Raw genomic sequence first — 20,713 nt, 5'->3', positions numbered from 1 at the left:
GCAATGCTTTTGCAAGAACGTGACGGGTCGATCCTTACCATCACCCTCAACATGCCCGAAAAGCGTAATCCGATTTCAGACGTCGCTGTTGTGGATGCGATTTGCAATGCCTTTGAAGAGGCTGACCGCGACATTTCAGTACGTTGTGTAATCCTGACAGGTGCGGGTACGGCTTTCTCCGCCGGCGGTGATCTGAAGCAGATGCGCCCCGATAGCGGCGGCCTGCGTTCGGGCAATCCGGTCGAAACGCGTCGCAACTATAAATATGGCATCCAGCGCTTGCCGCTGATGTTCCAGGCGTTGGAAGTGCCGGTCGTGGCGGCGGTTAATGGCCATGCGATTGGTGCGGGGCTTGACCTTGCAACGATGTGCGATGTGCGCGTTGCAGCCGAAAGCGCCAAATTCGCCGAAAGCTTCGTCAAGCTGGGTATCATTCCCGGTGATGGCGGAGCGTGGCTGTTACCGCGCATTGTGGGTTTCAGCCGGGCGACTGAATTGGCGCTGACCGGTGAAATGATAGACGCGGCAGAGGCACTCAAGATTGGTTTGGTCAGCCATGTCGTTCCCGATGCAGACTTGCTGAAAAAGGCGCGCGAAATCGCAGCCAAAATTGCTGCCAACCCACCGCATGCCGTGCGCATGACCAAGCGCCTGCTGCGGGAAGGCCAGATGGCGGACCTCAAAAATATCCTCGAAATGTCAGCGGCGATGCAGAGCCTTGCGCACAATACGCGCGACAATGACGAGGCAATCAACGCGTTTATCGAAAAGCGCGCACCGGTCTTCACAGGAGAATAAGATGTTCGATCTAACAGGCATGACCGCGCTCGTGACCGGCGCTTCAGGCGGGATTGGTAGTGCGATCTGCCATGCGTTGGCGGGGCAGGGCGCACGGCTCGCGGTATCGGGCAGCAATGTCGAAAAGTTGGAGGCATTCCGCGGCTCCTTGGGCGGCGACCATGTAGCTGTGCCGTGTAATCTTGGTGACAAGGACAGCGTCGAGGCGCTGGTTCCTGCAGCGCTCGAAAAGCTTGGCCAGATCGACATCCTGGTCAACAATGCCGGCGTCACCCGTGACAATCTCGCTATGCGGATGAAGGATGAGGAGTGGGAAGAGGTGATCCGTATCAACCTCGAAGCGGCCTTCCGCCTGATGCGTGCGGCGACCAAGCCGATGATGAAGGCGCGTTTTGGTCGTATCATCACCATAACCAGCGTCGTCGGCGCGACCGGCAACCCAGGGCAGGTCAACTATGCGGCATCGAAGGCAGGTCTTGTGGGCATGTCCAAGGCGTTGGCGGCAGAGCTCGCCAGCCGGAATGTCACTGTGAATTGCGTCGCGCCCGGCTTCATCCGTACAGCGATGACCGACGTGTTACCCGACGCGCAAAAAGAAGCGCTCAACGCGCGAATCCCGATGGGTCGCATGGGCGAAGGCAGCGATATCGGCGCTGCGGTTGCCTATCTTGCCTCGAAAGAGGCCGGCTATGTTACTGGCCAGACCCTCCACGTGAATGGCGGGATGGCAATGCTGTAATTGGACTAAACGGGGGGCAGATATGAGAGTAAAGCTTGCAGCCGGAGCGGCTATTTTCAGTGCCGCTTTGGGATGTGCATTGCCTGCGTACGCAAGTGATCTGTCGATGAAAGACGTGCTGTGTCCGCTTGAACAGCTTGGCGAACCAGAGCTTAACTCGTGGCATGAAGGGCTGGTAGCGGCGAATGGCGAACTGACCGACGCGCAATATGCCAAAATCGAAGCGGCAATTGACATCTGCGCAGAAGATAATGCCTGGGGCGATGCCGACGCAGTGGCGGCTTTTGAATTCAACGTTTCGATCATTTCCGGCACAGCGCTTGAAGAAAAACTGGCTGACCTGGGCGTAAATACTATCGAATTTGAAGCTCTGCTGGATGAAAAATCGCCCGACGATCTGCAGACGATTTTCAGGGATCCTGAAAATAGCGCAATCTTGCGCCAAGCGAACGATATGCTCGTCAGCAAGATGGGCGATAAGTGGACACAGGAAATGTCCGCGAATTTGGGGCGTTATTTCGCGCATTTGGCGCAATCGCGGCTGGCGGCGAGACGGTTTGCCGAGGCAGCTAGATAAATTTGGCGGTCGAATACCCGCGACGCTGCGATATTAGGCGGCGGAATTCCTCCAATTACCGCTCCCCCCTTGCCAGCCGCGTTGCTGGGCATTAGGGGCGGATTTCGTTATTCGAATCCCAAACAAGAAGGGGCATAAAATGAGCGACACCGCGGATCGGGTTAAGAAGATTGTCGTCGAACATCTCGGCGTTGAAGCTGACAAGGTCACCGAAGCTGCAAGCTTCATCGACGATCTGGGCGCAGACAGCCTCGACATTGTCGAGCTGGTCATGGCGTTCGAAGAAGAATTCAACGTCGAAATCCCCGACGATGCGGCCGAAAAGATCTCGACCGTCAAGGACGCGATCGATTTCATCAACGCCAACAGCTAAGTTGGGGCTGCATTTAGCAGCTATATGATCGTATTTTTCAAACGGCTTTCCGGACAGGCGTGAACCTGCTGGAAAGCCGTTTGCTTTTTTGCTCGCGCTCGCCTTAATGGGCGCAAAGAAATTGCACGATGGAGAGCTTCACATGCGTCGGGTTGTAGTTACGGGTCTGGGTCTGGTTACGCCGCTTGGTGGCGATGTTGAAACGACTTGGGCGAACCTATTGGCATCAAAATCGGGCGCGGGGAAAATCACCCGCTTCGACGCAGAAGCCGGTGGCCAGAAATGCCATATCGCTTGCGAAGTGAAGCCCAAAGACCATCCTTGGGGTTTTGATCCGGATAAGCGCGTCGATCACAAGATCCAGCGTCAGGTTGATCCGTTCATCGTCTATGGCATTGATGCCGCCGGACAGGCGCTCGAAGATGCCGGTCTCACCGATATGGACGATGACCTCAAAACCCGCACTGGCTGCTCGATCGGATCGGGCATTGGCGGCCTGCCGGGCATTGAGAGCGAATCAATCGTGCTCCACGAAAAAGGCCCGGGCCGCGTTTCGCCGCACTTCGTCCATGGTCGCCTGATCAACCTGATTTCCGGTCAGGTTTCGATCAAATATGGCCTGATGGGCCCGAATCATGCCGTGGTGACTGCCTGCTCGACTGGCGCGCACTCGATTGGCGATGCGGCGCGCATGATAAAGGATGGCGATGCCGATATCATGTTGGCGGGTGGAGCCGAAAGCACAATCAACCCGCTGGGCGTAGCCGGTTTTGCCCAGGCACGGGCGCTCAATTCAAGCTTCAACGATCGCCCGGAACAGGCGAGCCGCCCCTATGACAAGGATCGCGATGGCTTTGTAATGGGTGAAGGTGCTGGCGTCGTCGTGCTCGAAGAATATGAGCATGCCAAGGCGCGAGGTGCGAAAATTTACGCCGAAGTTGTGGGCTATGGCCTTTCGGGCGATGCCTACCACGTCACCGCACCGCACCCGGAAGGCAAGGGTGCCGAACTCGCGATGCGGATGGCGCTGCGCAAGGCAGGGCTTGAGGCTGGCGACATTGACTATGTTAATGCGCATGGCACCTCGACCATGGCGGACACGATCGAGCTAGGCGCAGTAAAGCGCGTACTTGGCAATGATCTGAGCGGCGCATCGATGAGCAGCACCAAATCGGCGATCGGCCACCTTTTGGGCGGCGCCGGCGCGGTTGAGGCGATCTTCTGTATCCTCGCAATCCGCGACCAGATCGTGCCGCCGACGCTGAACCTCGACAATCCTGACGAAGGCACCGAGGGCGTCGATCTTGTTCCGCATGTTGCCCGGAAGCGGGAGGTCAAGGCAGCGCTCAACAACAGTTTCGGTTTCGGCGGCACCAATGCCAGCCTTATCGTAAAGGCCATCTGATCGAATGAACCGGCTGTTCAAAGGGCTGCTCGTTGCGGGCGGCCTGCTGTTCCTGATCATCGCAGGAAATTTCATCTATGGATGGAATGCGGCCGGGCCGCTGGCGAAGGAAACTGCGATTGTCATCAAGTCGGGTGCCAGCATCCGCTCGACTGCAGAGCAGTTGGAGGATATGGGCGCGATCAAGTCTGCCGATGCCTTTGTTAACCGGGCCCGGATTTTTGGAGCCTCCAGCACCATCAAAACCGGGGAGTTCCTTATCCCCGCCCGGGCCTCCAACTCCGAAATCCTGTCGATCCTGACCGGCGGAAAAACCGTGCAACGCATGGTCACCGTGCCCGAAGGTATGCCGTCGATCATGGTTTATGAAAGGCTGATGGCGAATGACCGGTTGACCGGGCAGATCCCCGTTCCGTCCGAAGGCTCGATTCTGCCAGACAGTTATGCCTTCGAAAAGGGAGAGCCCCGCGCTGCCGTTGTCGCGCGCATGCAGGCATCCATGAAAAAGACCATCGACGAACTTTGGCCCAAGCGAAGCTCCGATGCGGTCGTGAAAACGCCGCAGGAGGCGGTCACGCTGGCGTCGATTGTCGAGAAGGAAACATCCAAGAAATCCGAACTCAGGATCGTGGCTGGTGTTTACTCGAACCGGCTGAAAGTCGGAATGATGCTGCAGGCTGACCCTACGATCATCTATCCGATCACCAAGGGGAAGCCGCTGGGACGGCGCATCCGCCAGTCCGAAATCGCTTCGGTAAATGATTATAACACCTACTCGATGGTCGGCCTTCCTAAGGGCCCGATTGCCAACCCGTCGCGTGCAGCGATCGAGGCGGTGCTCGATCCGGAAAAGACCGACTATCTGTTCTTCGTGGCCGATGGCACCGGCGGCCATATCTTTGCCAAGACGCTCGAAGAGCATAATGCCAATGTCGAAAAATGGTACGCAATCCGCCGCGAGCGGGGGGAAATGTAACCCCGCTTACGGCTCGGCTATATTGAAGGCAGTTGGCATCGGATCAAGGGCTGCCTGAAGGGCTTCAACAGCGGCTTTATCGCCCTCGATCTTCAATCCTGCGGCTTCTAGCTGGGCCAACGGCATTTTCAGGAACAGCATGGCGAGATACAGCTGACGCGGGCCAGTCACGGTTGCGTCGGGCGTTCCATGGGCTGCACCCATTTCGCTAATCATTACGGCGTTGCCGACATTGACTTTGGCTTTTTCCTGCCGGTCCGAAATCACAAAGTTGATTTTCAACTTTGTGTCTTTGATGATTTCCGGATTGAGCCGCGTTGAGACAGAATCGAGCAGCAACGGTGTTGCGATCGCCGAAATCATATCAACGCTTTGTGTCGCAATACTGGGCGTCATACCCTTCCGCAGATCACTGGCTGCTGTGAGGAACTGGTTGCGCCAGATCGCCGATTCCGCCTGATAGCCCTGCTGTTCATAGCTGTCGGCCAGCAGAGCACGCGCTTCCGCGTTTTTGGGGTCTGCGAAGACGAGTTGATGGAGCAGGTCGGAGGACCAGCGATAGTCGCCGGCGTTCATTGCGCGCTTGGCTTCTGCCACCACTTTCTTGGAGCCACCCATAGCAGCCACAAGACGCTTACCGCGTTCCTCGGGTGGGTGCGGGTTGAGGTTGGCCGGAATCGCATCATACCAACCCAGATAGCGCTGGTAGATCGCCTTCGAATTATGGCTGTAGGTGCCATAATAGCCGCGGTTGAACCATTGGTTGGCGAGGGCAGGAGGGGCCTTCAGCCGCTCGGCAATTTCAGTTTGCGTGTACCCCTTGTTCATCAAACGCACCGTCTGGTCGTGGAGGTAGCGATAATTGTCGCGATGCCCGGATAGCCAGCCTTCGACTTCCTTTTGCCCGAAACGCGGCCAGCAGTGGCTGGACATGATGTTATCGCTGCGTCCCGCGTAGAGATTTACTGCTTCGCCCAGATATTGCGACCAAGCCAGTGTGTCACGCACCTTAGCCCCACGCGGTGTCAGTACATTGTGCAATGTGCATGTGGCGATTTCTGCGGCGAGGAAAGTGCGTGCTGTGGGCACATAGACATTCATTTCCGCCGGAGCTTCGGATTCCGGGACCATCTGGAACTCCAGTTCGACCCCGTCGAGAACGCGCTTGTCGCCCGTTTTCTGGATAGTGTCGGTCGGTGTTAGCAAAGTGATTTCACCGCCTGCAACACCCTTGCCGATGCCGCTGCCCATTTGGCCTTGAGCGCCGGGCGTAAGACCCGTGCCAAACTGGTAATTGGCGCGCCGCCCCATTGCACCGCCGGCCATCACATTTTCGGACGCGGTTTCTTCGATGAAATGTTCAGGCGCGATGATGGCGACCTTACCAGCCTTGATATCGGCCTCAGTGGTCACGCCGCGCGCGCCACCGAAATGGTCGCCATGGCTGTGGCTGTAGATCACGCCGGTAACCGGGCGCGGGCCGAGTTCCTTGTTCACCAGTTCGAGCGCCGCCGCAGCAGTTTCGCGCGTGGTTAGCGGGTCAATCAGGATCCAGCCGGTCAGCCCTTTGATGACAGTCATGTTGGACACATCGAAGCCGCGCACCTGCCAGATATTGTCGGTGACTTTGAACAGTCCGTGATGGCGCAGAACGGTCATGTGCCGCCATAGGCTGGGGTTGACTGTGGTGGGGGCTTCGCCCTCCATCCACTTATAGGCGTCAAGGTTCCAGACCGGGCGGCCATCCTTGGCGCGGATGATCGGGTCGGTGCGGGTAGCCACGAACCCCTGCTGCGCAAATTGCAGATCGCGTCCGTCCTCTACCGGCAGGTTCGCTGCCTCGGCCTTTTGCGCGGCAATCGTAGCCTCACTTGCAGGCTTAGGTTCCAATGCAGGATCGGCGGCAATCGCGGGTGTCGCCACACCCAGCAACAAAAGCGGAATCAGACGCATATTTTCTCTCCCTCGACTGACACCTAAGTCAGTAAGGCGACCTACCGCAACCCTCATTGATATCGCTCAAGTCGATTAGTGAATGCGAGACACTCGGTTTCACTCCAGCGAGAGGCACGGCTAGTGCACCCTCATCGCCGGGGCCGGTGCCAATACCTCCCCCTCCAAACCCTCGCCCGGTTCCGGCAATCTCCCTATCTTGAAGCATATCGGTGAAGCGCATAATCCAGCGCGATGCAGGAAACCGCGCCTATCATCGTCACTGCAACCATGGGGAAGGCCGATCAGGCCTGGACCAATGTGCTTCGGACACAGCATTTCCCACCGGAGCGGAATTATCTGCACGCGCATATCACGCTGTTTCACCATCTGCCGCCGGGGCATTGGCCGGAGATCAAGGCGCGGCTGGCAGGGTTGGCCCATGAATTTCCGCAGCCCGAAGCATGGTTGCGCGACGTGATGTTTTTAGGGCGGGGCGTGGCCTATCGGGTCGAGTGCCCGGATCTGTTGACCATGCGTGAGGAACTGGCGGCTGACCTGCACGGCCTGCTGACACCGCAGGATCAGGCCAAGCCGCGTTTGCATATCACCGTGCAGAACAAGGTTGAGCCAGCTGTTGCCAAGGAGTTGTTCGCCGAGCTTTCAACCGACTTTGCACCGCGGCCGCTGGAAATCTCAGGGCTCGCCGCGCATTTTTATCGCGGCGGCCCGTGGGAGCCTATCCAGAGTTGGAAATTTAGCGGGCGGCGCTGAAGATTGCCTTTTCGCCGGTGGCTTGGCCAATTGCCCAACGCAGCGCGATCAGGCCTGCGAACCACATCGCGTCATTAATCGCGACACCGCTGACGATTTCTGCAGAGAAGTTTTCTGCTCCGCCGCCAAACTGGGCATATGCACGCAGAAGCACTTCGTAGACGACAAAGGCCGAAGCGAGCGCTGCGACGCTGCGAAGCACGCTGCCTTCGAATTTGCTTGCAACAAAGCGCGCGACGCCAAACCCGGCCAGCGTAGCGGCAAGGATCGCGATGCCATGGCCGACAGCCTGCGCATCCCAGGGGAAGTTCATCAGCAGGAAGCCGACTGCCTGATTGGCCGCCCAAACCGCGCCGACCAGAGCTATGCCACTGCGGCGGTCCATGGTCAGTGCAGCCAGCGCTGCGATTGCCGCGAAAGGGAATATGCAGGCAAGCGCAAGGCTGCCCAGCACCGTTGCACCAGCCAAAGTGGCAGGCCATGCGGCGGCTTTCGCGTTCAGCAATTCATTTGCCATAATCATATTCCCTTCCTTGTCATTCCAACGGTAGCGGCCATCGGCCGACCGTCAACTCCCTAAAATTTCGCGCGCAGCCCGATATGGGCGTTGCGGCCATAGGCTTTGTAGCCCGCGACAGTTTGGTAATCGGTATCGCCTGCATTTTCGACGCGGCCATAAAGTTCAAGTGCGTCGCTGACTTCATAGGCGGCGCGAATACCCGCCAAGGCATAGCCGTCCATTCGTACCGAACCGCCAAAGCCATCGAGACTATCGCTGGCCAGACGCAAGTCGGCGCCCAGTTTCAACTTGCCAAACGCTTGCCAGTCGATGTTGGCATTCAGGCTGTGCACCGGTCGGCGGAGATGGTGGACGAAATTCACGGCACCATCCTCGCGCTTTTCCGAATCGACATAGGTGTAGTTTGCACGGACGCTGAAGCGGTCGCTGGGGCGTAGTTCGACAAAGGTTTCGATCCCCTTGGCGCGTGACCGAATGATGTTGTTGTAACGGTAGATAAGCAGATCGAAATCGATCATGTTTTGCGTGCGACGCTGGAACGCCGTTGCGCCAAAGCGCAATTGACCATCGAGCAGGCCTTGCTCAAAGCCCAGTTCATAGCTTTTGGCGACTTCTGGCTGCAAACCCGGATCGCCATAAAAGCTGAAAAGCTGATACAAGGTCGGTGCCTTGAACCCTTCACCATAAGCTGCGCGGATGACCGTCTGGGATGTGGGGCGCCATGCGGCGTTCGCACTGAATGTCGCCTTGGTGCCAAAGCTTTTATGGTCGTCGACGCGGGCACCCAAGGTTATCGTTATCGTGTCGAGCGGATCGATGATTGCTTGCACATATGCGCCCGAATGCCGGGTTTTGGCGGGCGCAAATCCGTCAGTGAAACGTGACCGTTCATGCTCGATACCAAATACGGCGCGTACCGGCTGGGCGAGTTGCCAATCGCCCTGATATTCGAATCGTTCCGTCCGACCACGCGACAAAAAGTCGGGTGAGGCTGCTCCCGGAGCGGCAAAATTGTCGCGGTTGATGTCGTTGACGGTGAGGGCAATCCGGTTCTTCAGATTGCCGATTTCAGCATTGATGCCAGCATAGCCGATCACCTGCTGACCGGTCGAATATTCGGGTGTGTCCGATAGGCTGTAAAAGGGCGGGGGAAATCCATCCAGTTCCGCGCGGCTGTGCGAATACAATCCCCGCAGATCGATGCTCACCGTGTCACTGAGTTTGACCTCAAGAGCCCCGTTGGCCGCATATTGCTTATAGCCATCGGCCTCGCTGCCATTGGCCGCCGCGGAAATCCCGTCGTCGCGGAAGTAGCCACCGCCAATGCTCGCCGAAATCCTATCGCCCGATATCCCATATTGGCCGACCAGATTGGTGCGGTTGTCGCTGCCATATTCGGCGCGCACGGCGCGGCTGTTGGCGGATCCGGGGCGGGCGGTGATGATGTTGACTACACCGCCAATCGCCTGACTGCCCCAAGGCACCGAATTCGGCCCGCGCAGCACCTCGACCCGGTCGATATTGCCGATTAGCAAATTACCGAAATCAAAACCGCCTCCGGGGGAGGAGGGGTCGTTCACGCGAACCCCATCGATCAAAGTCAGCGTCTGCTCGCCTTCGGCACCACGGATGCGGACCGCCGAAAAGCCGCCAATCGGGCCGGTATTGGACACCGTCACGCCGGGAAGGGTGGCCAGCAGGTCGGATAAGGTTGAGGGCTGGCGCAACTCGATCTCATCGATGCCGATGTTCGAAACCGAATAGCCGCTCTTCCTGGCCATCAATTCTGTGCCGGTGGCGGTGACGACTATCGTGTCTCGAGATTGCAGGCGCTCCGAATAAAAGCTGCAGCACCCACCATCGTCCTCGATCACATCTTCGGTTCCGGTTGTGGTTTGGGCATGCGCGCTGAACGGCAGTATCGCCAGTGCGGCTGCCGTCAGTTTCAATATGGTCATGAAATATCCTTCCTGTGACGTTGCATTCAAATGCCGTCACGCGAAGGAAAGCTCCTGAGGAGCTTCATTCGATCGTCCGCGTTTTCCCGCACGGGCGAAGGACTGGCTGCAACAGGCAGGTCTCCTGGCTCCCGGGTCATCGCTTGGCCCGACCTTCCCGTTTGCACAGTGGTCATTCTGGGCTTCGCTCGCCGGTCACAGTTGCGGGTACAGCGCCGGATTGACACCGGCTTCCCTTTTCACCCCGTTTTCCCGGGGCACCTGTTACGGGGAGGGCGGATAGGCCGACGCAATCACTCCGTCAATAGAGCCTATTTCTCGACGCCCTTCACTTTGCCCCATTGCCTGGCCGCCGTGTAACCGAGATAGCCGGTGCCAAAGAGCGCGTAGAGCGGTTCGGGCAGGCCACTCAGATAGGCGTTCATGCCTGCTGCTATGTCGAGAGCGGCTTGCGGGCGAAAGGCGGCGATCAGGCCCATGGGCAGCGACCAGAGGATGATGGTATACATCACATAGAGGAAGCTCGGCCTTGCCCGGCTGGTCCATGGGTCGGGTGATTGTGCTTCGGCAAGGATCGCGGACAACTGGGTGCGCAGCGTTTCCAGTTCTTGGCTACCCTGCAATTTGATCAGCTCGATCTTTGCCGCGTCTCGCGCCTTGGGATCGGGGATCAGCTTGTCGATCAGCGCAGCGATGGGGCCGATCAGGGTTTCGATAATTGCCATGTTTTCCTCCAAAAGTTTCATCAAAATCTAACTTGAAACGAGGGCATTCAGCCAATCCGGTTGGCGAGCCAGCCATAAACAAAGGCCTCCTGGCTAGGCCGCGCCTCGGCGATGTTGATGTAGTGCGCGCCTTGCAATGCCTCGACCGCCTTGAGCAGCACAGCCTCACCGCCTGCGCCGCGTTTGCGCAGGAAAGCCTGTAATGCGGCGATGGTTTCGGGGCCAATTTGCCGGTCAATGGCGAGGTCGGCATAATCCCGGCCTTCACGGTTGAGCGCGTTGAGGGCTCGTTGCAGAAAGGCCGTGGCTGTTCCGGTGCCCATGTTGATGCCAGTGTCAAACATCTCTGCGGCGAGGGCAGGGGTGTGGTCTGCGATTTCGTCAAAGCGCGGCTTAAACCAGTAGAGCCGTTTATAGATTGCCGCCGCGTCGCTCCGCGATAAATCGCGCATGTCGCCGACATAGCCCTGTCGCCGCGCAACAGCCTCGGTAATCCCCCAATTTGTTGGCCCGCCGCGGTCGGCCGGGTGGTTCACATACCCGCCTTCACGTTCGATTACGTCGTCGATCAGCTCGTCGATATTGGTCATTGTTTCGATCCGTTTTTGTGTTGCGCGAATCAAATAACCAAATAGGTACAATGTAGGACAGTGAAAAATCCAAACTTTCGGATACAGGGCTTTTCCTGTGCTGCGCGATTTTTTTAATCGCGCGATTAAATCTTGTTGCCCGACAGTCTGAATGGCGTATTGAAGAATCAATAACTGCCCGAAGGCATGACAGGAGAGGTCCCAAAATGAATTTCGATTTTTCCGAAGAGCAACTGGCGCTGAAGGATGAGGCCCGCAAATTTCTCGCTGCCAAATGCCCGCCCGATCGCGTCCGTAAATTGATGGATGAAGACAGCCCAGGTTTCGATCCGGAGCTTTGGGCGCAGGTCGCCGAACAGGGTTGGCTGGGCGCTGCAATTCCGGAAGAGCATGGCGGGCTTGGCCTTGGTTATCTTGAGCTATGCTGCATTGCCGAGGAATTGGGCCGCGCAGTCGCGCCGGTGCCTTTCGCTTCGACCGTTTATTTCTTCGCTGAAGCGTTGCTTCGTGCGGGCAGTGCCGAACAAAAGGCTAAATATCTGCCGCAGGTCGTTACCGGTGAGTTGATTGGCACCATCGCAAGTGCCGAACAGGCCGGCGCGGTTTCGGCTGCCAACATCAGTGCCGAAGTTTCAGGCGGAAAGTTGACTGGCGTGAAGCTGCCTGTCACCGACGGCGCGGTTGCGCATCACGCGGTTGTCCTCGCCAAGGAAGGCGGCAAGCCAACACTTTACATCGTGGACCTCAATGGTCCCGGCGTCGCCCGTGAAGCAGTCAACACCATCGACCGTTCGCGCGAAGCGGCGCGCGTAGAATTCAAGGATGCTCCGGTGGAGCGGCTTGGCGAAGTGGGCGACGGCCTCGCGCTGTTTGAAGCCATCAACGACCGTGCAGCGGTGCTGATTGCGTTCGAACAGGTCGGTGGCTCCGACATGTGCCTCGAAATGGCCAAAAACTACGCGCTCGAACGCTTTGCCTTTGGTCGCGCGATTGGCGGCTACCAGGCGATCAAGCATCGCCTTGCCGATATGTACGCCAAAAACGTGCTGGCGCGCGGCAATGCTTATTACGGTGCCTGGGCGCTCAATAGTGATGCCCCCGAGCTTCCGATTGCCGCCGCTGGTGCGCGCATTTCGGCGTGCGATGCCTATTGGTTCGCTGCCAAGGAAAATGTCCAGGTGCATGGCGGCATGGGCTTCACCTGGGAAATCGACGCCCACCTGCATTATCGCCGCAGCCGTCAATTGGCCCTGGTCGCTGGTTCGGCGCGGAACTGGAAACACCGTTTGGTTAGCATGCTCGAACGCCGCAACGCGGCCTGAAATATTTAGGGAAGGAACGAGAAAATGGATTTCAACGACACTCCCGAAGAAGCCGAATATCGCGCCAAGGTCCGCGCGTGGCTCGAAGAAAACGCGCCGCGCGGCGTGAAGGGCGCATCGCTCGGTGACGAGGATGAAAGCCAGATGGATGCGTGCAAGGCATGGCAGGCCAAAAAGGCTGCTGCTGGTTATGCCCAAATCCGTTGGCCCAAGGAATGGGGCGGCGGTGGCGGCACCACCATCCAGAGCGTGATCTTCGCACAGGAAGAATCGCGCATGGGCGTGCAGCTGGGCGGTCCGTTCGCGATCGGCCTCGGCATGTGCATTCCGACCGTGATGGCGACCGCCGATGATGAAACCAAGAAGCGCTTCGTCGGACCTGCTGTTGGGGGGGAGACTATCTGGTGCCAGCTCTCCCCCGACCCCGCCGGTGGCTCCGACGTGGCGGCCATCCGCACCCGCGCGATCAAGGACGAAAGCTCGGTCGACGAAAATGGCGATTTCGACTGGGTGGTCAACGGCCAGAAAATCTGGACCTCGGGCGCGCATTATGCCGATTATGGCATCGTTCTCGTTCGTACCGATCCCGATGCGGTGAAGCACAAGGGCCTCACCATGTTCTGGATCGACATGAAGTCGCCCGGCGTGCAGTGCAAGACCATCCACCAGATGTCGGGTGCACGCGGTTTCAACGAAGTGTTTTTCACCGACGTTCGCATCAAGGATAGCCAGCGCCTCGGCGCGTTGCATGACGGCTGGAATGTGTCGATCATCACGCTGATGAACGAGCGTGCATCGGTCGGCGGCGGCGGCGGTGCCCGTGGCGGCGGTGCTATCAAGGCATTGCAGGTCGCGCAGAAAATCCGCGACGAAAATGGCGATCCACTGTCGAACAACAGCACGGTGCGCGAAAAGATTGCCGAACATTATGTTCGCGCCGAAGGGCTGCGCTTTACCGGCATGCGTTCGCTGACCGCACTGTCACAGGGCAAGACGCCGGGACCCGAGCAATCGGTGACGAAGCTGGTACAGGCCGCCGGCATGCAGGATCTGGCCGAATTCATGGTCGATCTGCAGGATCAGGCGGGCATAATCCGTGATCCGTCGCTTGCGGTTGAAAATGCCGATTTCCAGGAAATGTTCCTCGGTTCGCCCGGTGGACGTATCGCGGGCGGCACCGACGAAATCCTGCGTAACATCATCGCCGAACGCGTACTTGGCCTGCCCGGTGAAATCCGCGTGGACAAGGGCGTACCGTTCAAGGACCTGCCCACCGGGCGTTGATAGGAGGACAGGTGATGACGTTTCCTTTGCCCAATGTGTCGAATGACTTGAACGGGCGGGTGGCGCTCGTCACCGGTGCCTCGTCGGGTTTCGGTGTCCGTTTTGCAAAGGCGCTTGCCGCGTGCGGCGCAAAGGTCGGGCTGGCGGCGCGCCGCGTGGACCGGCTTGAGGCGGTTGCGGAGGAAATCCGCGCCGCTGGCGGCGAGGCTATCTGCATCCCGATGGATGCGACCGATGCCGATCAGCTGTTCGCGGCGGTCGATACGCTCGAAAAGGCCTATGGCACCGTCGATATCCTTATCAACAATGCAGGCATTCCGGATGCCCAGCGCGCGCACAAGATGGAGGTCGAGCTGATCGATCGAGTGCTCGGGGTCAATCTCCGTGCGCCCTACATCCTATCGTGCGAAGTGGCGCGGCGGTTGATGGCGGCAAAAAAGCCGGGGCGTATCGTCAACATCAGCTCGGTCGCGCATTACAGCTATTCGGGCAACGGCGCGGCGCTTTATGCGATTACCAAGACGGCGGTCGCGCGGATGACCGAGGCCCTGTCGCTCGAATGGGCGAAATATGGCATCAACGTCAACGCTATCTGCCCCGGCATGTTCAAGACCGAAATGCTCGACGGCATGCTGGAACGCGTCGGTGATCTCAGCCAGCATGTGGTGCGCAAGCGCATCTGCGATCCCGCACAGATGGACAGCACCTTGCTCTATCTCGTATCACCCGCATCCGAATGCGTGACGGGCGCCGTCATCCGCGTCGATGATGGGCAGAGTGCGCGTAACTAATTCAGAAACAACAGGATCAGGAGAAGGACAAATGGCAATCAAGACCCGCATTACCGAAATGTTCGGTGTGGAAACCCCCATTGTGATGGGCGGCATGACCGGCGTGGGCTATGGCGAACTGGTGGCCGCCGTTGCCAATGCTGGTGCGCTCGGCTTCATCACCGCGCATATGTTCGAAAGCGGGCAGGCGCTGTTTGACGAGATCGAAAAGACCCGCAAGCTGACCGACAAGCCGTTTGGCGTGAATCTGACGCTGCTGCCCTCGATCAACCCGATTCCCTATGACGATTATCGCGAGGCGATCATCGCGTCGGGCCTGAAGATCGTCGAAACCGCAGGCCGTGCCCCGACCGACCACCTGCCGCGTTTCAAGGAAAATGGCGTCAAAGTGATCCACAAATGCACCAGCGTGCGCCACTCGGTTTCCGCTGTGAAAAAGGGCGTCGATGTGATTTCGATCGACGGTTTTGAATGCGCTGGCCACCCCGGTGAGGATGATGTGGGCCTTGTCGTGCTGCTTCCCGCCACCGTCGACGCGCTGCCGGATACCCCGATCATCGCTTCGGGTGGCATGGCCGATGGCCGCAGCCTTGTTGCGGCACTCGCGCTTGGTGCCGATGGCGTCAACATGGGCACCCGTTTCTGTGCGACCGTTGAGGCCAAGATTCACGAAAATGTGAAGCAGAAGATCGTAGAGAATACCGAACTCGACACCGTCCTCGTCGGCCGCAGCCTGCGCAACACCGCCCGCGTAGCACGCAACGCGATTTCGGAGCAGGTTGCCGAAATCCAGAAAGACCCGACCAAGACTTTCGCCGATGTGAAGGAATTGATGGCGGGCGTGCGTGGCCGTGAAAATGTGCTTGCCGCGGGCGACACCGACGGCGGCATCTGGACCAGCGGCCAGAGCCAAGCGCTGATCCACGACATCCCGACCTGTGCAGACCTCGTCAAAAACATCATGGCGCAGGCAGAGGCTGTCCGCAAAAAAGTGGCTGCTTAGAAGGGGTTTTGGAAAATTGGTCGGGACGAGAGGATTCGAACCTCCGACCCCCACACCCCCAGTGTGATGCGCTACCAGGCTGCGCTACGTCCCGACCGGAGCGCGGCCTATATGGCGGCAAATCCGTAAAAGCAAGGGGCCTTATTGCCCGATAAACGCTTTCCCGTTGCGCGTGATTTACCATGGTGGTAACCGCGCGCCTTGGATTTTCCGGAGGGCTTCCTATTTGCCCTCCAGCAAGAACAATCGGGGAAAGCAATAATGACATCGTCCATGATATTCGCGGCAGCTGCGGGCGCTCCCGTTTCTGGGGCAAACGCTTTTATGACAACAGTATTTCCACTGCTGCTGATTTTCGTCGTCTTTTACTTCCTGCTCATCCGCCCGCAGCAAAAGCGTGCGAAGGAGCATCAGGCGAAAATCGAAGCGGTTGGCAAGAATGACGAAGTCGTGACCGGCGGCGGCCTTATCGGCAAGGTGACCAAGGTTGCCGATGATCATGTCGAGGTCGAACTGGCCCCAAATGTGCGCGTAAAGGCGCTCAAGTCCACTCTCGCGGATGTGAAGAGCCGCACTGCCAAACCGGCAAACGACTGAGCCTGCGATAACGCAGCGCATAGCTTAGGGAAGCCTCATGCTCGATTTTCCACGTTGGCGGGTGGTGATGCTGAACGCACTGATTGTGCTCAGCATCCTCGTCGCAATCCCCAGTTTCCTGCCCAAGGCATGGCTTGACCGTATTCCGGATGGTGTGCCGAAGGAAACGATAAGCCTGGGTCTTGACCTTGCGGGCGGTAGCCACATCTTGCTGGAAGCCGATACTGCGCAGTTGGCGCGCGACCGACTGGAATCGCTGGAAGACAGTGTCCGCACGGCAATGCGCCGCGCCGAACCGCGCATTTCGATCGACAATGTCAGCCGGACTGGTGGCAAGTTGAGCTTTGTTGTTCCGGATAGCGCGCAGATTGACGCTGCACGCGAAGCATTGCTGCCGATTACTGCAAACAGCACCGGCGGCCGCGATTGGACCATAGAGGTAACCGACGGCAATCGCATCACTCTGTCGCCATCCGGTACGGGCAACACCACGGTTCTCGATCAGGCGATGAATTCGGCCAAAGACGTTATCGACCGCCGCATCAACGCGCTCGGCACGCTGGAACCAACGATTATCCGCCAGGGCGCCGACCGCATCGTTGTGCAAGTTCCGGGTCTGCAGGATCCGCAGGCGCTGAAGGATCTGATCGGCAAGACGGCAAAGCTGGAATTCAAGCTGGTCGATGAAGGGGCCGACCCCGAACAGACCGCGCAGGGTAAGGCCCGTGTCGGCAGCCAGGTATTGCCTTATCCCGACAACCCGACCGGTATCCCTTACATCGCAGTGCGCCGTCTGGGTGGCATTGCAGGTGACCGGTTGACCGGCGCTCAACAGAGCTTTGATTCGCAAGACAACCAGCCAGTCGTCAACATCCAGTTCGATGGCGAGGGCGGCCAGCGTTTCGCCCGCATGACTCAGCAGAATACCGGCAAGCTGTTTGCTATCATCCTTGATGGGCAGGTGATTTCCGCACCGCGTATCAACGAACCGATCCTGGGCGGATCGTCGCAGATCTCGGGCAGCTTTACCGTTGAAAGCGCTAACCAGCTGGCCATCGCGCTCAATTCCGGCGCGCTACCTGTTGACCTGAAGGTTGTTGAAGAGCGCTCGGTTGGGCCCGATCTTGGGGCGGACTCGATCAAAAGCGGTGTACTTGCTGCACTGATCGGCACCGCAGGTGTTCTGTTGTGGATGGTCCTGTCATACGGCCGGTTCGGAGTCTATGCGAGCTTCGCACTGATTATCAACGTCGCGATGATCCTTGCCGTCATGGGGCTGTTCAACGCTACGCTAACCTTGCCGGGCATTGCCGGCTTTGTCCTTACCATTGGTGCCGCAGTGGACGCGAACGTGCTGATCAACGAACGCATCCGAGAGGAAAGACGGAAAGGCAGGCGCGTTATCCAGGCACTGGAAAATGGCTACAAAGAAGCCAGTCGTGCCATTTTCGACGCAAACATCACCAACGTCATTGCAGCGGTTCTGCTTTTCATCTTTGGCTCCGGCCCGATCCGTGGTTTCGCGGTCGTATTGATGATCGGTATCGTAACCTCGGTTTTCACCGCTGTTACGCTGACCCGCATGTGGGTCGCAGGGTGGGTGAAGCGTGCCCGTCCGCAAGATCTGAATATTTAAGAGGGTTCGACCATGAAACTTCTGAAGCTCGTTCCAGACAACACCAATATCGGCTTCCTCAAGTGGCGGAAGATTGCATTCGGGATTTCGATCCTGCTGATGGTTGCGTCGATTGCGTTGGTTGCCACTCGCGGTCTTAACTTTGGCGTCGATTTCATCGGCGGGCAGATGGTCCGAACCACCTTTGTCGGTGAGCAATCGGCACCGGTTGAGGAACTTCGCGAAAGCATTGGCCAACTGGGCTATGGCGAACCTACAATTCAGCGCTTTGGCGCGGAAAATCAGGTTTCGATCCGCATGAAACTGCCCGAAGGGGCGGACAAGAACCCTGAACTTGCCAATGAAATGGCAGAAAAGATAATCGCCAAGGTCAAGGAAGACCATCCCAAGGTACGTATCGACGGGGTGGACTCGGTTTCGGGCAAAGTATCGAGTGAATTGTTCGAAAAGGGCCTGTTCGCGCTGATTGCTGCGGCTCTGGGCATTGCGGCCTATATCTGGATCCGGTTCGAATGGCAGTTCGGCGTCGGTGCGATCTGGGCGTTGATCCACGACGTTACGCTGACCTTCGGGCTGTTCTCGCTGACGCAGATGGAGTTCGACCTGAACACCATTGCCGCGTTGCTGACGATTATCGGCTACTCGCTCAACGATACCATCGTCATATATGACCGTATCCGCGAAAACCTGATGAAATATCGCAAGATGGACATGCCCGCCTTGCTGGACCTTTCGGTCAACGAAACGCTGTCGCGCACCGTGATGACCAGTTTGACCATCCTGACGCCGCTGGTCGTTCTGGTGCTCTTCGGACCGGACGTGATCTTCGGATTCAGCGTTGCGATGGCCTTCGGTATCTTCGTTGGTTCCTATTCGACGGTTTACCAGTCAGCGGCCTTCCTAATCTGGTTCGGTGTCAGTTCTGACAGCTTTGTACCGGCAGAAAAAATTGCCGACGGCAAGGTCGAACGTTTGAACGAGGGGACGGTTTAAGCAGCCGTGCCCAATAAGCGGCGCCAATGCGCAACCAGCGCGGCGCCGTTTGCCTGCCAGCTATAGTCGGCGACGGTTGCCGCGACGGCTTCTCGGTGGGGCGGAGATGTCAGCAGTTCGTGCACTGCGCAGGCGATGGCGTCGGCGCTACGTTCGACAATCCGGCCTGCCGCTGCGGATTGCATCACCTCGCGCGCACCGCCTGTGTCTGTGATGACCAAAGGCGTTCCACAGGCAAGCGCCTCAATCCACGCATTGGCGAGACCTTCGCTGGCTGAAGGCAATATAGCGACGTCGGCAGCCTGCAGATAATGGGCAATTTCGGCGTGGGGTAGCGAGCCTAGGAAATGAACGCGATCTGCTACGCCCAGATCATGCGCCATTTTCTCAAGCATCGTCCGGTCTTCGCCTTCACCGATAAGCGCGAGCCGCGCTTCGGGGATTTGCGCCATCGCCTCTATTATAAAACCCTGACCCTTGCGTGGAATAAGCGCACCGACGCTCACAAGAAGTGCTTCGAAAATCGGAACTTGCAGGCGGGAACGAAGCCAGTCGTGCGCTTCCGTCGCTATGCAGAAAAGCGAGCGGTCGATACCGGTGCGGTGGACCTTGACCTTGTCAGCGTTGACACCAAGCGCGGCGATATCCGCCTTGATGGCTTCCGAAACAGCCAGCAAACCGTCGGCCTGATGCGCTGCCTCGACGATCTGTTCGCGGCAATCCACGATCGTTGTCCAATAATGGATATCCGCGCCGCGTGCCTTGATGGAAAAGGGCAGGTCTAGCGCGTCTGCTATCTGCATCGCAGCCGGGCCATCCGGCCAGAAGAACTGTGCGTCGACCAGATCGAACGGCCTTTCCGCGTGCAGTTTGTGGGCGAGGGGCCGCACGGCCTTTACGATTGCGGTCGGATTGCGAGCCGGAGCCATGCCGGGCAACAGCTTGAAATGCGGGCGCAGGACGGTATTTCCGTTCCAAATGTCTTTGCGCGCCAGATCGGCCTTTTCGCGATAGGCAGGTAGCAGCCGGGAGAGCGGCCAGGGTGGCAGGCCATTGGGACTGATACGGACAATCTCTACCTCACCAGTGGCGTCAGCGGCGTCGAGCGACAGTTCGACAAAACGCCCGAAATTTGGCGCGGCGGCGCTGGGATAAAGGGTCGAGAGCGAGAGAACGCGCATGGTTTTAAAGCGAGCGAACCAGCTTACTTGCGCGCGCAATCCATGCGGGGTCAGCTACCACCTGTTGGCGAGCACCTGCAGCGAGGGGGAGCAAGTGCAGCTTTCCATCCTCGCGTCCCAACAGCCGTCCGAACAGGAAGCGACCTGCAGGGCGCGGGACGAGCACGTCGCAGTTGAGCGCATCGGCAAAGCGTTCGGGCGGTAACTGCTCGCACCAGATTTCATCGCTGCGCCTATAGTCGCCGATGCTGTCCATGACACGAAGCCCCACCATTTCACCGTGTAAGCGCGGCGCGACCATCGTATCGGCCTGAGTCGGCGCCTGCACACCATCCATGCCAAGATGGGCTGCAACCGGCAGCTCCTCCTGATCCGGAAGTTGCACCAGTTCGCTTGAATCGACCCCAAGCGCGCTGGCAATGCGGTTCAGCCAGTCGAGCGACAATGTCCGTGTGCCGGTTTCCAGCCGTCCTATCGTTTGAGCGGTGGTTGGCGGGTCGCAACGCTCGGCAACGTCGAGCAGGGTATATCCCTTGGCG

General features: G+C 58.4%; 21 protein-coding genes, 1 tRNA gene and 1 riboswitch. Of the genes, 14 read left to right on the top strand and 8 right to left on the bottom strand.

Features of this window, described 5'->3' with window-relative positions; translation table 11 throughout:
- Nucleotides 1-3: 3 nt before the first annotated feature.
- From Q0239_RS14845 to mltG, 6 genes are all read left to right on the top strand, one after another.
- Nucleotides 4-798: a crotonase/enoyl-CoA hydratase family protein gene (locus Q0239_RS14845; protein WP_298604247.1), complete on the top strand. Its 795-nt coding sequence runs from the start codon at nucleotides 4-6 to the stop codon at nucleotides 796-798.
- Between the two features lies 1 nt (nucleotide 799).
- Nucleotides 800-1,537 (top strand): 3-oxoacyl-[acyl-carrier-protein] reductase, encoded by a 738-nt coding sequence (fabG, locus tag Q0239_RS14840; RefSeq protein ID WP_298604245.1) that lies wholly within the window; start codon nucleotides 800-802, stop codon nucleotides 1,535-1,537.
- 22 nt (nucleotides 1,538-1,559) lie between these two features.
- On the top strand, nucleotides 1,560-2,114 hold the full coding sequence (locus Q0239_RS14835) for a hypothetical protein (protein ID WP_298604243.1): 555 nt from the start codon (nucleotides 1,560-1,562) through the stop codon (nucleotides 2,112-2,114).
- 139 nt (nucleotides 2,115-2,253) lie between these two features.
- Nucleotides 2,254-2,487 carry an acyl carrier protein gene (locus Q0239_RS14830; RefSeq protein ID WP_115549017.1) on the top strand — a complete coding sequence of 78 codons (234 nt, stop codon included), beginning with the start codon at nucleotides 2,254-2,256 and terminating at the stop codon, nucleotides 2,485-2,487.
- A 142-nt stretch (nucleotides 2,488-2,629) separates the two neighbouring features.
- The gene (gene fabF, locus Q0239_RS14825; protein WP_298604239.1) at nucleotides 2,630-3,892 is read left to right on the top strand and encodes a beta-ketoacyl-ACP synthase II; all 1,263 of its coding nucleotides are present in this window, start codon (nucleotides 2,630-2,632) and stop codon (nucleotides 3,890-3,892) included.
- Nucleotides 3,893-3,896: 4 nt separating this feature from the next.
- Nucleotides 3,897-4,868, top strand: coding sequence for an endolytic transglycosylase MltG (mltG, locus tag Q0239_RS14820; protein WP_298604237.1), 972 nt, complete (start codon nucleotides 3,897-3,899; stop codon nucleotides 4,866-4,868).
- A gap of 6 nt (nucleotides 4,869-4,874) precedes the next feature.
- Here the strand turns inward: mltG and Q0239_RS14815 are convergent, their stop codons facing one another.
- Complete coding sequence (locus Q0239_RS14815; RefSeq protein WP_298604235.1) at nucleotides 4,875-6,821, bottom strand: alkyl sulfatase dimerization domain-containing protein; 1,947 nt, start codon at nucleotides 6,819-6,821, stop codon at nucleotides 4,875-4,877.
- A 234-nt stretch (nucleotides 6,822-7,055) separates the two neighbouring features.
- Here Q0239_RS14815 and Q0239_RS14810 point away from each other — a divergent pair, with 234 nt between their 5' ends.
- Nucleotides 7,056-7,574, top strand: a complete 519-nt coding sequence (locus tag Q0239_RS14810) for a 2'-5' RNA ligase family protein (RefSeq protein ID WP_298604233.1) — start codon at nucleotides 7,056-7,058, stop codon at nucleotides 7,572-7,574.
- Here the strand turns inward: Q0239_RS14810 and Q0239_RS14805 are convergent.
- The 4 genes from Q0239_RS14805 to Q0239_RS14790 all read right to left on the bottom strand — a co-directional run bounded on the left by Q0239_RS14805 (nucleotide 7,558) and on the right by Q0239_RS14790 (nucleotide 11,367).
- A complete protein-coding gene (locus Q0239_RS14805) occupies nucleotides 7,558-8,097 on the bottom strand; it encodes a hypothetical protein (protein WP_298604231.1) in 540 nt (179 codons plus the stop codon). The two genes, Q0239_RS14810 and Q0239_RS14805, sit on opposite strands and share 17 nt — an antisense overlap.
- A gap of 53 nt (nucleotides 8,098-8,150) precedes the next feature.
- On the bottom strand, nucleotides 8,151-10,052 hold the full coding sequence (locus tag Q0239_RS14800; protein ID WP_298604229.1) for a TonB-dependent siderophore receptor: 1,902 nt from the start codon (nucleotides 10,050-10,052) through the stop codon (nucleotides 8,151-8,153).
- A 96-nt stretch (nucleotides 10,053-10,148) separates the two neighbouring features.
- Nucleotides 10,149-10,332, bottom strand: a riboswitch (cobalamin riboswitch).
- A 31-nt stretch (nucleotides 10,333-10,363) separates the two neighbouring features.
- Nucleotides 10,364-10,777: a holin family protein gene (locus tag Q0239_RS14795; protein WP_298604227.1), complete on the bottom strand. Its 414-nt coding sequence runs from the start codon at nucleotides 10,775-10,777 to the stop codon at nucleotides 10,364-10,366.
- 47 nt (nucleotides 10,778-10,824) lie between these two features.
- A complete protein-coding gene (locus tag Q0239_RS14790; protein WP_298604225.1) occupies nucleotides 10,825-11,367 on the bottom strand; it encodes a glycosyl hydrolase 108 family protein in 543 nt (180 codons plus the stop codon).
- A gap of 206 nt (nucleotides 11,368-11,573) precedes the next feature.
- On the opposite strand from Q0239_RS14790, the gene Q0239_RS14785 reads away from it, so the two are divergent.
- The 4 genes from Q0239_RS14785 to Q0239_RS14770 are packed head-to-tail and all read left to right on the top strand — an operon-like array spanning nucleotide 11,574 to nucleotide 15,767.
- On the top strand, nucleotides 11,574-12,689 hold the full coding sequence (locus Q0239_RS14785; RefSeq protein ID WP_298604223.1) for an acyl-CoA dehydrogenase family protein: 1,116 nt from the start codon (nucleotides 11,574-11,576) through the stop codon (nucleotides 12,687-12,689).
- Nucleotides 12,690-12,713: 24 nt separating this feature from the next.
- The gene (locus tag Q0239_RS14780; RefSeq protein ID WP_298604221.1) at nucleotides 12,714-13,973 is read left to right on the top strand and encodes an acyl-CoA dehydrogenase family protein; all 1,260 of its coding nucleotides are present in this window, start codon (nucleotides 12,714-12,716) and stop codon (nucleotides 13,971-13,973) included.
- 14 nt (nucleotides 13,974-13,987) lie between these two features.
- The gene (locus tag Q0239_RS14775) at nucleotides 13,988-14,764 is read left to right on the top strand and encodes an SDR family NAD(P)-dependent oxidoreductase (protein ID WP_298604219.1); all 777 of its coding nucleotides are present in this window, start codon (nucleotides 13,988-13,990) and stop codon (nucleotides 14,762-14,764) included.
- 31 nt (nucleotides 14,765-14,795) lie between these two features.
- The gene (locus tag Q0239_RS14770; protein WP_298604218.1) at nucleotides 14,796-15,767 is read left to right on the top strand and encodes a nitronate monooxygenase family protein; all 972 of its coding nucleotides are present in this window, start codon (nucleotides 14,796-14,798) and stop codon (nucleotides 15,765-15,767) included.
- A 17-nt stretch (nucleotides 15,768-15,784) separates the two neighbouring features.
- Here the strand turns inward: Q0239_RS14770 and Q0239_RS14765 are convergent.
- Nucleotides 15,785-15,861: transfer RNA gene (locus Q0239_RS14765), tRNA-Pro, on the bottom strand.
- A 230-nt stretch (nucleotides 15,862-16,091) separates the two neighbouring features.
- Here Q0239_RS14765 and yajC point away from each other — a divergent pair.
- The 3 genes from yajC to secF are packed head-to-tail and all read left to right on the top strand — an operon-like array spanning nucleotide 16,092 to nucleotide 18,993.
- Nucleotides 16,092-16,364: a preprotein translocase subunit YajC gene (yajC, locus tag Q0239_RS14760; RefSeq protein WP_298604216.1), complete on the top strand. Its 273-nt coding sequence runs from the start codon at nucleotides 16,092-16,094 to the stop codon at nucleotides 16,362-16,364.
- Between the two features lie 37 nt (nucleotides 16,365-16,401).
- The gene (secD, locus tag Q0239_RS14755) at nucleotides 16,402-18,000 is read left to right on the top strand and encodes a protein translocase subunit SecD (protein ID WP_298604214.1); all 1,599 of its coding nucleotides are present in this window, start codon (nucleotides 16,402-16,404) and stop codon (nucleotides 17,998-18,000) included.
- Nucleotides 18,001-18,012: 12 nt separating this feature from the next.
- Nucleotides 18,013-18,993, top strand: coding sequence for a protein translocase subunit SecF (secF, locus tag Q0239_RS14750; RefSeq protein WP_298604213.1), 981 nt, complete (start codon nucleotides 18,013-18,015; stop codon nucleotides 18,991-18,993).
- Here the strand turns inward: secF and Q0239_RS14745 are convergent.
- Together Q0239_RS14745 and Q0239_RS14740 are read right to left on the bottom strand one after the other, a co-directional pair.
- The gene (locus Q0239_RS14745; RefSeq protein WP_298604211.1) at nucleotides 18,990-20,174 is read right to left on the bottom strand and encodes a glycosyltransferase; all 1,185 of its coding nucleotides are present in this window, start codon (nucleotides 20,172-20,174) and stop codon (nucleotides 18,990-18,992) included. The genes secF and Q0239_RS14745 overlap by 4 nt on opposite strands.
- A gap of 4 nt (nucleotides 20,175-20,178) precedes the next feature.
- Nucleotides 20,179-20,713 (bottom strand): helix-turn-helix transcriptional regulator (locus tag Q0239_RS14740; protein WP_298604209.1); only part of this gene is annotated, 535 nt, incomplete at its 5' end.

The sequence above is a fragment of the uncultured Sphingorhabdus sp. genome (assembly GCF_937872355.1).
GTDB lineage: Bacteria > Pseudomonadota > Alphaproteobacteria > Sphingomonadales > Sphingomonadaceae > Sphingorhabdus_B.
Note: the sequence above shows the minus strand (reverse complement) of the source record. Positions and strands in the feature narration are given on the sequence as shown.